Annotated in this window: 13 protein-coding genes; 11 read left to right on the top strand and 2 right to left on the bottom strand. The window is 48.2% G+C overall.

All coding sequences use genetic code 11. The features are described 5' to 3' along the window. The first annotated feature begins 172 nt into the window (after positions 1–172). The 3 genes from M2277_RS13450 to M2277_RS31735 all read left to right on the top strand — a co-directional run bounded on the left by M2277_RS13450 (position 173) and on the right by M2277_RS31735 (position 2431). The gene (locus M2277_RS13450) at positions 173–1255 is read left to right on the top strand and encodes a Gfo/Idh/MocA family protein (RefSeq protein WP_280754939.1); all 1083 of its coding nucleotides are present in this window, start codon (positions 173–175) and stop codon (positions 1253–1255) included. Between the two features lie 156 nt (positions 1256–1411). Continuing rightward, complete coding sequence (locus M2277_RS13445; RefSeq protein ID WP_280754938.1) at positions 1412–1927, top strand: DUF3189 family protein; 516 nt, start codon at positions 1412–1414, stop codon at positions 1925–1927. Between the two features lie 306 nt (positions 1928–2233). After that, positions 2234–2431 carry a GNAT family N-acetyltransferase gene (locus M2277_RS31735; protein WP_338842212.1) on the top strand — a complete coding sequence of 66 codons (198 nt, stop codon included), beginning with the start codon at positions 2234–2236 and terminating at the stop codon, positions 2429–2431. A gap of 100 nt (positions 2432–2531) precedes the next feature. Here the strand turns inward: M2277_RS31735 and M2277_RS13435 are convergent, their stop codons facing one another. After that, positions 2532–3428 (bottom strand): AraC family transcriptional regulator, encoded by an 897-nt coding sequence (locus M2277_RS13435; RefSeq protein ID WP_063479424.1) that lies wholly within the window; start codon positions 3426–3428, stop codon positions 2532–2534. Between the two features lie 92 nt (positions 3429–3520). On the opposite strand from M2277_RS13435, the gene M2277_RS13430 reads away from it, so the two are divergent. Continuing rightward, positions 3521–4840 carry an ADP-ribosylglycohydrolase family protein gene (locus M2277_RS13430; RefSeq protein ID WP_280754937.1) on the top strand — a complete coding sequence of 440 codons (1320 nt, stop codon included), beginning with the start codon at positions 3521–3523 and terminating at the stop codon, positions 4838–4840. 121 nt (positions 4841–4961) lie between these two features. Here M2277_RS13430 and M2277_RS13425 read toward each other — a convergent pair whose 3' ends face one another. Beyond that, positions 4962–5768 (bottom strand): phytanoyl-CoA dioxygenase family protein, encoded by an 807-nt coding sequence (locus tag M2277_RS13425; protein ID WP_006210071.1) that lies wholly within the window; start codon positions 5766–5768, stop codon positions 4962–4964. Between the two features lie 133 nt (positions 5769–5901). Between M2277_RS13425 and M2277_RS13420 the strand changes: the two genes are divergently transcribed. From M2277_RS13420 to M2277_RS13390, 7 genes are all read left to right on the top strand, one after another. Then, a complete protein-coding gene (locus tag M2277_RS13420) occupies positions 5902–6711 on the top strand; it encodes a helix-turn-helix domain-containing protein (protein WP_006210072.1) in 810 nt (269 codons plus the stop codon). A gap of 212 nt (positions 6712–6923) precedes the next feature. Continuing rightward, positions 6924–7829: a DMT family transporter gene (locus M2277_RS13415; RefSeq protein WP_006210073.1), complete on the top strand. Its 906-nt coding sequence runs from the start codon at positions 6924–6926 to the stop codon at positions 7827–7829. A 474-nt stretch (positions 7830–8303) separates the two neighbouring features. After that, the gene (locus M2277_RS13410) at positions 8304–9263 is read left to right on the top strand and encodes an ABC transporter permease (protein WP_006210074.1); all 960 of its coding nucleotides are present in this window, start codon (positions 8304–8306) and stop codon (positions 9261–9263) included. Positions 9264–9298: 35 nt separating this feature from the next. Next, positions 9299–10195 carry a carbohydrate ABC transporter permease gene (locus M2277_RS13405; RefSeq protein ID WP_280754936.1) on the top strand — a complete coding sequence of 299 codons (897 nt, stop codon included), beginning with the start codon at positions 9299–9301 and terminating at the stop codon, positions 10193–10195. 74 nt (positions 10196–10269) lie between these two features. Then, positions 10270–11865: a type 2 periplasmic-binding domain-containing protein gene (locus M2277_RS13400; RefSeq protein ID WP_280754935.1), complete on the top strand. Its 1596-nt coding sequence runs from the start codon at positions 10270–10272 to the stop codon at positions 11863–11865. Between the two features lie 187 nt (positions 11866–12052). Beyond that, positions 12053–13180, top strand: coding sequence for a GntR family transcriptional regulator (locus tag M2277_RS13395; protein WP_006210076.1), 1128 nt, complete (start codon positions 12053–12055; stop codon positions 13178–13180). Positions 13181–13249: 69 nt separating this feature from the next. Further along, complete coding sequence (locus M2277_RS13390) at positions 13250–13477, top strand: RNA ligase family protein (RefSeq protein WP_481857772.1); 228 nt, start codon at positions 13250–13252, stop codon at positions 13475–13477. The last annotated feature ends 87 nt before the right edge of the window (positions 13478–13564 follow it).

The raw sequence follows: 13564 nt of genomic DNA, 5'->3' as shown, positions 1-13564 counted from the left end.
TGTATAGGAGATGGATGTCGTGATTTTATATATGAATTGTCGCATAGTTATACTAAAAAAAATGGTCAGATATGATACCTTATATGTGGAGTCAAGACCTCATTAAATGTATGGGGCAGGGCTCTATAATTATGCTTCTTATAAAAACTCATGAAAGTGATGGTGATGATACATGTCAAAAGTTTATCGCATTGGTATTATCGGCTGTGGCGGAATCGCAAACGGAAAACATCTGCCCAGCTTAAGCAGATTGAATAGTGTGGAGCTTGCAGCGTTTTGCGATATCGTCAAAGATCGGGCTGAAGAGGCTGCTGGCAAATATGGCAGCGAGGAAGCAAAAGTATATAGCGATTACACGGAGCTGCTAAAGGATTCTACCCTTGATATCATTCATGTGCTTACCCCTAATGATTCACATGCGGAAATTTCCATTGCTGCGCTTGAGGCCGGAAAGCATGTTATGTGCGAGAAGCCGATGGCCAAAACGGCTGCGGATGCCAAACTGATGATGGAAACAGCTCAGCGTACGGGCAAGAAACTGACGATCGGATACAACAATCGGTTCCGTGAAGACAGTCTTTATCTTAAAGAGGTGTGCGAAGCCGGAGAGCTCGGTCATATTTATTATGCCAAGGCACATGCGGTACGGAGAAGAGCTGTTCCGACCTGGGGCGTATTTTTGGATGAGGAAAAACAAGGCGGAGGGCCGCTGATCGATATCGGTACGCACGCGCTGGATTTGACGCTCTGGATGATGGATAATTACAAGCCGAAAATCGTACTCGGTACTACATATCATGAATTGTCCCGTAAGGATAATGCGGCAAATGCTTGGGGACCGTGGGATCCCGAGAAATTTACGGTCGAAGATTCCGCTTTCGGCATGATTGTAATGGAGAACGGAGCAACCATCATCCTGGAATCAAGCTGGGCGTTAAATACGCTTGATATTGACGAAGCCAAATGTACTCTTAGCGGCTCGGAAGGCGGGGCCGATATGAAGAACGGCCTTCGCATTAACGGAGAGAAATTCAGCCGTCTGTACACCAATGAAATTGAGTTGAACTCCGGCGGGGTAGCTTTCTATGACGGTAAGAAGGAACAGGCTCCGGATGTTGAAATGAGAAGATGGATCGAAGCCATTGATCAGGATAAAGACCCTGTCGTTACTCCTGAGCAAGCTTATGTTGTATCACGTATTCTGGAAGCTCTGTACGAATCGGCCCGTCTTGGAAAAGCAGTATACCTGGATTAATCAAGTTTATGAATATTTCCATATAGAGATAAGAAGAAGTCCTGAGGAATCAGGGCTTTTTTCTGTTATCACCTAGCTCGATGCTGAGATTCGGCGAATGAGACAGAGCTTAATGGTAATAATAAGCACATTACTCTATGATTGGAGACGGGATGTATGATCTTTATTTACAATGATTACGGGGGGACCCACACAACGTCGTTGGCGGCAGCGTATCATCTAAATAAATTGCCTACGAATCGACAGCTTACAAAAGAAGAAATTCTGGCGGTTGATTATTTCAACAAACTGAAAACCTCGGATATGGGCAAGCTCATTTTTCACGGCCTGGATGAGAACGGGAATCCGGTTTACTCGGTTGGGCGGGGATCCTCCAAGGTGGTAGTGGAAGCATTGAAGAACTTGAGCTTAATCCTGCAAGACAAATACCAGAACGATGAGCCTATCATATATTCCAACACGTCGCCAACGGTACCATTCTCCATGACGATGGGCGGACTGTTATCCAGAAGGTTGAAACTGGACTCTCTAGGGGTGCCGTTATTGGTCATGGGTGCGAAGAAATCCTGCAGCAATATTCATGAATTGGTCATCCATACCAAGAAGACCGCAGCTGCGAGATCAGGGACTGAACCCGTCATCGTCATTGACAATAAAGAGTATTCCGTTTAGTTATTTTCGATGGAGAAGCTCTTTATTTTGAATGTATTTGTATAAAATTCTTAGAAGATGACTTTGCTATAATTGGGTCATCTTCTTTTTTTGTCCCCAGGGCCCAATCGTCAGATTACGAGATGATAATTTCTGTTATAAACAATTGGTGGAACGGTCGTCTAATGGCAGATATGCTGCCGAAGCTGTTTTTGATCATTTTCAAGATACGGGTTTTATAGTTGAAGAGAATGGAGCAATGCTAGGTTTCCTTATTGGATTTTTATCCCAAATCCGAAATGAAGAGGCTTATATTCATTTGTTGGCATCCATCCTGCGCATCGGCAGCGTGGCATCGGACGTCAGCTTTACGAAACGTATTTTAATGAAGTGAATAAACGGGGTTTAGAAATTGTTCGCTGTATCACGTCTCCAATCCATACAAGCTCCATCGCTTACCATACCAGAATGGGATTTGTTATTGAAAAAGGAGATAAACCGCGTGGAGGGTATCGAAATACATAGCATTGGTTCAATCCAACCGTCTGATAACAGACGGTTTCTTTGTATGTTGGAGAGCGCATGGGAATGGATGGTATTCTGCGATCAAGATACGAACCTCTTCTCACGGTTTCATGGGTTGTTTGCCCTGTTTTTTTATCGCGCGCCATTTGGAGGGAGCTATTCCCGTCCAATGTTTGAAGTGGCGGTTGAAGCTGGATATTGTTGCATAGCCTACCTCTTGGGAGATTGACAGTATGCTGCTATCGGTATGGGATAGTAATGCAGAGGCCATCTGCATTCGCACATTGTGCAAGTAATCGAGCGGAGCCATTCCCATGCAAACGCGGAACGTTCGACGAAAATGCGTGACGCTTAAGCTGCAAACTGCCGCCAATTCATGAATATGAATCGGTTCCATGTAATGCTGTGAGATGTACTCCAGCGATTTGGAAATTGTGTTCATGGAATTTCGATCGGCAGCTCCAACTACTGGTGTATCGTCAGCCATCTGATCGATGATTCGGGTAATGAGGGTCATCAGCGTCCAAAGGCACCCTTTGACGGCCGATTCGTAGCCTGATAATTGCTGACTTAGTTCTTTCATGAGATATTCCGTCATTAATGTGATGTCGGGAGCATCGCCCGGACTGATGATATTAGCGAATCCCGCTGGAGCAGGGGCGTTCCACGATCGGGGATGGGCCGTGCCAAGCAGCGCATTCGGATCTAAGAAGCAAAAATCCCATCGGCTCACCTGACTTTTAACACTTTGCGCAAGGTGAAGCTGCCCCGGAAAAATAATGCTCACATCGCCTTTTGAGTAAGGCAGGATCTTGTCCTCTACAAAAAACACGCCTGAGCCCTCGTGACAGTATCCGATTTCAAGACAATTGTGATAATGAAGATACGTAATATCGGCATCGTTTTGGACATGGTTTCCGATCCAATCCACGGGAAACGTGGGAGGGAGCAAATACGGCTGACCGATAATCTCATAGGAAGATGGTTGTTTCTGCATAGTTTTCAGTCCTTATTGAGCAGAATTGTTATCTTTCATATTATAAACTAGATATGAAATCGATTACATATGAAGCGAGAGGAGAAAGTGACATGGCTTATCCTATAGAACCGAAATTGGCTGAGTTATCCGAAAAAATTATGGAGTACGGGCGATTAGCCCATGAATATGGTGCAGATGGCGTTTCCGGCATTTGGCAGGATATTGAACGGGCAATGCAGGAAGCCGCGGAGAAATTGCAAGGTCTGCCTGTTGATGGGAAACTGGCTTCCCAAGAGCCGAATGATCTGCGTGGGATTCAGCAGCTTCGTACGAATGGTCCTCGAAGAATGTGGAAAACATTCAATCAGTCCGAGTATAAAGATAAGCTGGAGGGCGCTATGCTCGCCCGATTCGCCGGATGTACGCTGGGAGCTCCCGTCGAACTATGGGAAGTGGATGAAATGAAGAGTTGGGCCGAGTACATTGGGGATGCCTTTCCACCGCGCAGCTATTGGACCCGGATTAAGAATCCGAACCATCGGCGATATGGGAAGAGCACATTTTATGAATATACGCTTGAAGGCATGAGCGGAGTTCCCGTCGACGATGATATTACGTATACGATTCTGGGGCTGCTGATCGCGGAGGAGCATGGGATTCATTTTACGACGGAGGACGTGGGGAAGAGCTGGGTGAAATATTTGCCGCTTGCATGTACGGCTGAAGAGGTTGCCCTTCGTAACTTGAGAGCAGGCAAGACGGCTATGGAAGCAGCAAGCTTAGAGAATCCGTATTGTCAATGGATCGGTGCAGATATTCGATCCGATCCGTGGGCATACATTGCACCGGGGTTCCCGTCGAAAGCGGCAGAGTACGCGTATCGAGACGCTTATTTGAGCCATCGAAGGAACGGAATTTATGGCGAAATGTTTTTTAGTGCGGCTCAAGCAGCCGCCTTTGCCGTCGATCATCCGGTGGACGCCCTTCGCACTGGACTGACAGAAATTCCTAGCGAATGCAGCCTATATAAGGATATCGAATGGGCGCTCGCCATAGGTGGAGATATCCGGAATTACGCAGAAGCGCGAGAAGCCGTGAACAAGCGCTTTCAAGGTATGTCTCCCGTTCATACGAACAACAATGCATGTTTGACCGTATTCGGTTTAATGATCGGAGGGACGGATGTGTCCAAGGTCATTTCCGAGACGGTGGCAATGGGGCTGGACAATGATTGCACAGCGGCTACCGCAGGGAGCATCGTCGGGGCAATCGTTGGCAAGGAGGGCGTTCCTGCCCATTGGCATGCGCCGTTTCATGATACGGTAAAGACTTTTATGATTGGTGCGGAGAATTTCAAAATCAGTGATCTCGTGGAGCGATTTACCATCGTGGCAGAGCAGACCTATATCGATTCCAAGCAAGAGATATAAATGGGGAGCCTGCTCCGATATAAAATTGCAGAGTGGTTCAATGCATGCTAAAAACTCCTATTCAATGAAAGTTAACATAGGGCGACCAGTGCCATGAAAATGTGCGCTGGTCGTCTGAAATCTAATGGGGATACGGCGTTTCGAACTCGACGCCGCAAGGGCCGCCATTCGGATTACTGTCCAGATGGACCTCCGTGCCGTCTTCCCGGAACAACGGCCGGTAGAAAGCACCGATCTTGGTTGCCGACGCGTTGGCATAGTGGCAGATAAAGGCACGGCGAAAACGGTTCGATTTGTTGCGGTAAGAGCCATGGATGAGGTTGCCGTTAAAAAAGAGCACATCGCCTTTGTCCATTATGGCGGGGAGGACCGTTTGATCTTTTGGCGGTTTCACGAAATGGGTGGTAAACGACTCGCGCGAATCGGCTTCCTCCGGGCACACAAGGGCATAATTACTTGTTTTCGGAACGACGAGCAAGCCGCCGTTCTCTTCATCAGCCGCGTCGATCGCCGTCCACGCCGCGATACAGTTGCCCGGCTCCACCTGCAGGTAGAAATTATCCTGGTGCAGCGCTTGACCGCGGGAACCGGGAGGTTTGTAATAAAACATGCTTTGAGCTGCGAGCGCAGGCTCGCTGTACAAATCAGCCAATACGTCCATGACAGGCTTGTGCAGCATGTATTTTTTTGCGATTGCATCAAAACGGTGCGGATGCATAACACGCGGATAGCGTTTCAGCGGTTCGACAGCTGTATCATTGAAGACCGGCTCGAAGTGGCCGGGTACGGTCTTTTGGCTGATCTCCTCAAACGTTGCTTCAATTTCAGCCAGTTCCTCCTGCCGGAAGAGCCCTTTTACAATTAAATATCCCTCTGTTTCGAACTTGTGCAGCTGCTCCTCGGTCAATACGTTTAACTTCTCTCGCATCGTAGTCCCTCCGATCAGATGATGGTTTTTCCTGTTGACAATAGAATAAGGTCTGCTTATCTTGAGAGGAAGTATGATATCTGCTTAAAAGTACCGGGATTCTGCTATTTGAGGAATCGGGGAGGAGAGGTTCATGCGAAACGAACGGGCTGTCATATCGTTGGAAAGTACCGGAACGATATTCGGCGACCATTTTGAACAAGACGATGCTTATCGCCTGCGTCGACCTCAAGGGATGCAGGACTGGCTGCTTGTTTATACGCTCCATGGAGAGGGCTACTTTCGCACGCCTGCCGGGGAGAAACGCTGCGGATCCGGGCAACTTGGACTGCTGCGCGCCGGCATCACTCATGAATACGGGACAGTATCAGGGAAGCGCTGGAACTTTCTCTGGATCCATTATCCTGGACTTCCGGAAAACTGGATGCTAAGAAACCAGGAGTTTCTGGTCGAAACCCTGCCCGATGAACGTGTCCGAGGCCGTGTCGAGCAAGCGTTCCGGAATGTGCTGCAAGATTCACTGGACCGCTTAGATTTGTGGGAGGCGCTGTGTGAGAACGCGCTGCGTGAGATTTTGCTTCTGCTTGCACAGCGCACAAATAAAAGAATGGACCCTAGAGTCGAGCAAACGCTGGGCTTGTTGTCCCGTTCGCTAAAGGAAGATATTCGAATTGACGCCATATCGCGAGAGGTCGGAGTCTCGGGGTCCAGGCTGGCACATTTGTTCAAACAAGAAACAGGGTACACCATCGTAGAGCATCTGAATCAAATGAGGGTTCGCCATGCCGCTTTATTGATGACTCATTCCGGCCGGACCGCAAGCGAGGCTGCTCAGGATGTCGGCTTTAACAGTTACAATCATTTTGCGGATCAGTTTCGTAAACAATACGGGGTTTCGCCGAGGCAGTATCGTCAGGATTACAAGCCGACATCCATGCTGTAAGCTGAAGTGCAATGCATGAAACGGCTATGCTTATTCGTATGGATGTTACATCGCGAGAGGTCGGAAACTTGGGTTTCACCGGGAGTACTTGCTCAAATAAGGAAAAGGCTGTCTCCTGCCTGCATGAGGGCTGTAGAAAAACGCTCTGTACAACTTCCCTTACGAGATGTTAAATTATAAGGATGTCCTACAAATAGAAAGAAGGTATTACGTTGGCACGATCCTTGTATATTGCGCTCATCCTCCTAAGTCTCATATGGGGAGGTTCGTTCTTTTTCATTAAAAGTTTACTGCACGATTTCGGTCCATGGGGGATTGCATTTCTGCGTTCTACCTGCGGATTTCTATTTATTTCGATTATCATGCTGATAATGCGAAAGCCGTTCGACCTGCGAAGAATTAAATGGCTTCCAACCTTCGTAGTCGCCATGATTAATATGGCTCTGCCATGGACCTTAATCGGGTTTAGCGAGACTAAGCTAGCCAGCAGCATGGCTTCGGTATTGAATGCAACGACGCCGATATGGACGATGCTTGTAGGGTTACTATTCTTCGGCTCCGTATTCCGGCGGATACAGTGGGTCGGCATGGGAATTGCGCTTGTCGGTCTGATCATTCTGCTGGGCATTCGCCCAGGCTCTTTCATGACCGTCGATTTCATTGGTTTTGCTGCGATGATCGGGGCCACTATGTGTTATGCCGTGGGTTCACAGTTATCCAAGCGATTGCTGGGTGGACTCACGATGTATCAGTTAACGTTCGGAACTCTGCTTGGCGCGATGGTAGGGAGCGGCATCCTTGCCTTTACGACGGAGAGGGTTGACGTGACAAAGATCTTAGAACCTGCCAACATGGGCGCTCTGGTCGGTCTTGGCATCTTCGGGTCAGGTGTCGCATACATCCTGTTCAATTATATGGTGTTAAAAGGAAGTCCGGAATTCGCCACCTCCGTCACTTACCTGGTTCCTGCAACGGCGATGATCTGGGGGTATACGCTGCTGGATGAACCTATCGGATGGAACCTTATCATCGGCCTTATTCTCATACTATCCGGGGTGTTCATTACCAACCGCGGGGGGAGCCGATCGAAGGGGAAAGCAGCCGGGATTCCTGGATAAGTAACATCGGTTGATGGGAATACGCAAAAAAGAGCAGATGATCTGCTCTTTTTTTTCTGCCCAGCTATGTTGCGAAAAAGGACTTGCAGCGTCCAGGTGTAACCGAGTGCAATCTCATAACTCATTGAAAAAAAGCCAACAGCCACGATATTTACGCGGCTGTTTTATTTATTTCACAAGCTAAGAAATTTACTGTTTCACACCTTCGTCGAAATTTGTCATAACAAATTCAGGCCTAATACAACTAAAGTCACAATTTTTCGATGCTATATTGACTGGAAAATAAATCCTCACTAAAATGTGTTATAACAAATAATCATATACATAAAAAATGTTAGAACAAATTATAAGGAGGGAGGTGATGAATTTCTGAACTGGGAGAATTCAATTGCATCGAGATTCTCTAGATCTGCTGAGATTGCATTAATCTCCCGAATCTCTGATCTGCAGCAAAAAAGGAGGTCATGACAAAGTATGGACGCCCGATTAAACTCGGCATCCCCACATCCCGTTCCCAAGCCGAGCAAATGGAAACATGTCAAGAGGCAGCTAAAGCGAAATATCGGGCTGTACATCATCATCTCCCCAGCGGTGCTGTACTTCCTGATCTGGCATTACTGGCCGATGTACGGTGTGCAGATTGCTTTTAAGGATTTTATGCCCGGACTTGGCATCTGGAACAGCCCATGGGTCGGTTTCGAGCATTTCGAAAGGCTGTTTGACGCGTATTACTTCTGGACGATTCTCAAGAATACGATTGGCATCAGCTTATACGGCCTGCTGATCGGTATTCCCGCTCCCATCCTGCTAGCGCTCCTGTTCAATGAGATTCGGAGTCGTAAACTCCGCTCATTCGCACAAAGCGTCTCTTATGCTCCGCACTTTATCTCGGTCGTGGTCGCGGTTGGCATTCTGTTCTTTTTCATCTCACCTACGAACGGCGTTTTTAACTCCGTTCTTACATCTTTAGGAAGGGAACCGGTAGATTACCTGGCAGAGCCTTCTAATTTCTGGCATCTGTATGTCTGGTCCGGCATCTGGCAAGGAGTCGGTTGGTCGTCACTCATATACAGCGCAGCCATATCGGGCATCTCCCCAGACCTGTATGAGGCGGCTTACATGGACGGTGCCAGCAAATTTCGGAGAATCTGGCATATCACCATCCCCGGTATTGTGCCAACGATTATGATTCTGTCGATTCTGAGTGCAGGAAGCATCATGAGTGTAGGTTTCGAGAAGATCCTCTTGATGCAAAATCCAATGAATTTGGAAACGTCCGAGGTCATTTCCACTTACATGTACAAAAGCGGGCTTTTGAATACGCAATACAGCTTTTCCGCGGCAGTGGGACTGTTCAATAACGTGATCAACTTTATCATTCTGATCATCGTCAACGCCGTTGCCCGCAAAGCAGGGGAGACCAGCCTATGGTAGGGAAAGATCACCGTGCAAAGAAGGGAGTTTAAGCCGTGCTGCTGAACATCAAACGAACGACAGGGGAAAAGCTGGCGGATATCATCATTCTTATTATGTCGATCATGGTGACCATCGTTATTCTATACCCGCTTATTTTCGTCCTGTTGGCTTCATTCTCCGATCCACGCCAGATTTGGGACAAGCCGCTGCTACTATATCCGGCAGGTTTCAATCTGGACAGTTATGCCAAAGTGTTCGAGAACAGTGAAATATGGAGGGGATACGCCAATACCATCCTCTACGCATTCGCAGGTACAGCCATCAATATTATGATGACGGTGCTGGGTGCCTATCCTCTGTCGAGAAAGCGTTTTTACGGTAAGGGATTGTTCACGCTGTTGTTCGCTTTTACGATGTTTTTCGGTGGCGGCCTGATTCCTCTGTACCTGGTGAACAAGGAGCTGGGCCTGCTGAATACGATGTGGGCGCTGGTGCTGCCTGGAGCGATTAGTGCTTACAACATGATTATCATGAGGACCTACTTTCAGACCCGTATTCCGGTCGAGCTGGAGGAGAGCGCTTATGTGGACGGATGTAATGACTTTCATATGCTGTATAAAATTGTGCTCCCTTTATCCATGCCGATCATCGCCGTCATGATCCTGTTCTACGGCGTTGGCCATTGGAATTCCTATTTTGACGCCATGATTTATTTGACGGATCGGGACAAATTTCCGCTTCAGCTCATTTTAAGAGAAATTTTAGTTCGGAACGATTTCAAGGAAATGGCCGGAATATCGGTTGGTGCTGAGTACGCAGATCAGATGATGGTGAAGGAAGGTTTGAAATACGCCATCGTTGTTTTGTCCGCCCTGCCGCTGCTTCTGCTGTATCCATTGCTGTCCCGTTTTTTTGAGAAAGGCATCATGGTGGGAGCTATCAAAGGGTAAGGCCGGTACTGAAGCGGGAAAAGCAGTTGGTTTTCCGTCAGGACCTCATAATCGTGGAAAGAGGGTTTGTGGATATGAGAAAAGGGCTGTATCTTCTGCTTGTCATAACAATGATGTTCTCTCTGGTGCTTTCCGCCTGCGGCGGCGGTTCAGGAGGAGAGGCAACACCGGAGCCTGCCGGAACGGACGGCGATCCGGGAAGCATTACGTTAAAGATTGTGAAACGCGGATATACCGATGTACATCCTCCAGCCGATCAATTGTGGATGTGGCAAAAATATGAGGAGATTTCCGGAATTCACGTTGAGTTTGAGGAGCTGGCCGGGTCTGCCGTGACGGAAAGGAAAAATGTGATGCTCGGGTCCAATGACCTGCCAGATGCGTTTTATCGCATTGCATTCGGCACGGACGAGCTGATGAAATACGGCAAGCAGGGTTTGTTTATTCCTCTGGAGGAACTGATTGAGGAGCACGCGCCCAATTTGAACAAGCTGCTCAAGGACAATCCGGACATCAAGGGAGCCATCACCATGTCGGACGGACATATCTATGCGCTGCCTTACGTCGATTTCTCCAAAGCGTTCAATTCCGTTCGCCTGTATATTAACAAAAGCTGGCTCGATGAAGCAGGGCTGGAAGTTCCGGAGACAACCGCTGAGTTCCGCGAGGCATTGATGAAGATTCGGGAGAAGGACAGCAAACGTCTGGGCTGGGTGCTCGAATCCCAATACTGGACGTTCCTGGAGAGCTTTTTGGCAGGCAGCTTCGGCATGGGAGAAGGCGGAGCCAAAGCGTTCGGCCAATACCTCTACAAGGACGCGGACGGCGCGGTTAAAACAACTTTCAATGATCCGAAGTACAGGGAGCTTTTGCGTTATATGAATGATCTGTATAAGGACGGCTCGCTTGCTCAGCAAAATTTTACGACCGGTTATGATTATGCCAAGTGGTCAACGGACGGCTCTAACAACTTGATTGGCTCCTTCGTGTGGGAAGGGCCGGGTTACATCGGTAAGGATGCAGCAGAAAACTATGTGGGAATCCATGCGCTGGAAGGTCCGAACGGTGATAAGCTGGCAGGCGTGCTCGGCCCTCCGGCCAAGGGTATCTTCGGTTTTGTAATCACGAACAAAAACAAGTATCCCGTTGAAACAATCAAATGGATTGATTATTTCTATGGAGAGGAGGGCATCAATTTTGGCACATTTGGCCTGGAAGGCGAAACCTACGACCTGGTTGATGGCAAACCGAAATACAAGGATGAGATCTTGAACTACAAGGGCGGCGTCCAGCTAGGTGCTTTCCAATATGTTGACAATGTATATGGAGCCTATTATCCATATGTTGAGCCGGACGACAGCTTGCGAATGGCAGCGAGGGGAACGACGGTTGCGGATGAGATCAAGGCGGATCCGGCAGAGCTGGATGTTTTGGCGCCCAAAGAGCTGTGGCCGGATTTTGTACCCACGGATGACGAAGCGAATCAAACAAGCGCGATCCTGACCGACATTAATAAATATATTGAGGAAATGCGGGTAAAGTTTGTCACGGGCAAAGCCAGTCTGGATACCGATTGGGATCATTACGTGAAGACGCTCGACAAGATGGGAGCCCAGAGCTATCTGGATATCAAAAAGGCACAGTATGAACGCTACTCAAACGTAAAATAAAATGAGGTAAGCCGCCCATCCGGAAAGGCTGAATTTCCATGATGTTAAGGGAGTCGCTTGACCGGATTGGGGAAAGTGGGATAGGACTGATCCTAAGGGCGGTTTACATGCTATTGATGCAAACGATATAATTTGAGTGCGACTAGTCCACAACTGGAAAAAAGATAAAGATGGGATGAGAACCAAGTTGAGCAAAGACAATAAACCGCTGTACAGCGTCATTATGGACGAGCTTAAATCGCAAATTTCATCGGGGCGTTACCTTCCGGAAGCCCAGCTTCCGACAGAGGCTGAACTTAGCACCACCTTCGGCGTGAGCCGTATTACAACAAGAAGAGCGCTCGAGGAGCTGGAGCGGGACGGGTTCATCTACCGAATTAAGGGAAGCGGGAGCTTTGTAAAGTCTCGAACCCGGGGCCCTGAGCAGCGTTCCGATGGAACAGAGAAAATGATCTCGCTTATCCTGCCTTCCGAGGACGACCGTGGTACGATGGGTTATATTCGCGGAGCTTCGGACTGGCTAAACGCGAACGGCTATTATTTGAGCATTCACCAAAGCGATTACGACTCCCAGAAAGAACGCGATCTGCTGGAGATGCTGACCCGGAAGGGCATTGCGGCCATCATTCTGTATCCGAGAAACGATCAGACGAACTACGATATTCTGCATCGGCTGTGCCTTGAAGACTATCCGATCATCACCATTGACAAGTATTTCGACAGCCTTCCCTTAGGAGCGGTTGTATCGGACAATTTCAACGGCTCCTACCAAGCCGTATCCAAATTGATTGAGCTTGGACATCGAAAAATCGCCTTTCTGACCGCGGTCAGCATCGAATCCACCTCTTCCGTGCGCGACCGATATTTCGGATACTGCCAAGCGCTTAAAGACCATGGAATTCCCGTAGACAGCAGATACATCAAGCTGAATATGAAGGGATACCGGGAAAAGATTGGCGTCGAACGATTTTATAATGAGCTGCTGGACTCTTACCGGATGGAAGGAGTGTCTGCGGTTCAGACAGAGAACGATCTGATTGCAGCTAATTTGCTGAATCTTTGTATGGAGAGAGGCATCCGCATTCCGGAGGATATTTCGATTATAGGTTTTGATAACAATCCGGTGACGGAGCATGTCATCATTCCGTTGACCACGGTAGAACAGAATTTTTACGAGATTGGTCGTCAAGCGGCTGAAAACGTGGTGAATTGGCTGGAACGAGGGAAGCAGACGCCGAGCAGGATGCTGGTACCGGTCAAGTTAGTGGAGAGAGGAACAACCGCAGTCGCTCCAAAAGGCAACTCGGTTCAGTAGACGGAAGTTTCACAGCTGATTGCTTGGCGGGATGCGGTCCTGTCAGCAGTCAGTTTTTTTTATGTGCGTATGATTAAATATCGGATCCCGGAAGGATATCGCATATGCGCGGAAAACGTATATGCCAAGCATTCCCTTTTGTACTCAGCGCTGCCTTCCTATTTCTTGCTGTTCTCGGTGTGGAACGAACATAACGTATGCCTCTCATGGGATGAGACAGAGGATTGGGCGGATCGTTTGGGGTTTGCAGCGGTTCCCGTTTTATACAAGGGGATATGGAATGAAGATGACGAGTGACTTGTTCTGCTATAACCGGTTTATAAAGGGAAAGGCGGAGACTTAATGAATTAAGTCTAACTCTGTGACCGAGGATTGGAATGAGGG

This window comes from Paenibacillus sp. LBL, from assembly GCF_029893715.1.
GTDB lineage: Bacteria > Bacillota > Bacilli > Paenibacillales > Paenibacillaceae > Paenibacillus_AQ > Paenibacillus_AQ glucanolyticus.
Note: the sequence above shows the minus strand (reverse complement) of the source record. Positions and strands in the feature narration are given on the sequence as shown.

Coding starts and splice junctions, on each gene's coding strand:
- M2277_RS13435 (WP_063479424.1), bottom strand. CDS start 3,428: ATGCAGAAACAACCATCTTCCTATGAGATTATCGGTCAGCCGTATTTG.
- M2277_RS13445 (WP_280754938.1), top strand. CDS start 1,412: ATGATCTTTATTTACAATGATTACGGGGGGACCCACACAACGTCGTTG.
- M2277_RS13390 (WP_481857772.1), top strand. CDS start 13,250: ATGATTAAATATCGGATCCCGGAAGGATATCGCATATGCGCGGAAAAC.
- M2277_RS13425 (WP_006210071.1), bottom strand. CDS start 5,768: ATGCGAGAGAAGTTAAACGTATTGACCGAGGAGCAGCTGCACAAGTTC.
- M2277_RS13400 (WP_280754935.1), top strand. CDS start 10,270: ATGAGAAAAGGGCTGTATCTTCTGCTTGTCATAACAATGATGTTCTCT.
- M2277_RS13450 (WP_280754939.1), top strand. CDS start 173: ATGTCAAAAGTTTATCGCATTGGTATTATCGGCTGTGGCGGAATCGCA.
- M2277_RS13410 (WP_006210074.1), top strand. CDS start 8,304: ATGGACGCCCGATTAAACTCGGCATCCCCACATCCCGTTCCCAAGCCG.
- M2277_RS13430 (WP_280754937.1), top strand. CDS start 3,521: ATGGCTTATCCTATAGAACCGAAATTGGCTGAGTTATCCGAAAAAATT.
- M2277_RS13420 (WP_006210072.1), top strand. CDS start 5,902: ATGCGAAACGAACGGGCTGTCATATCGTTGGAAAGTACCGGAACGATA.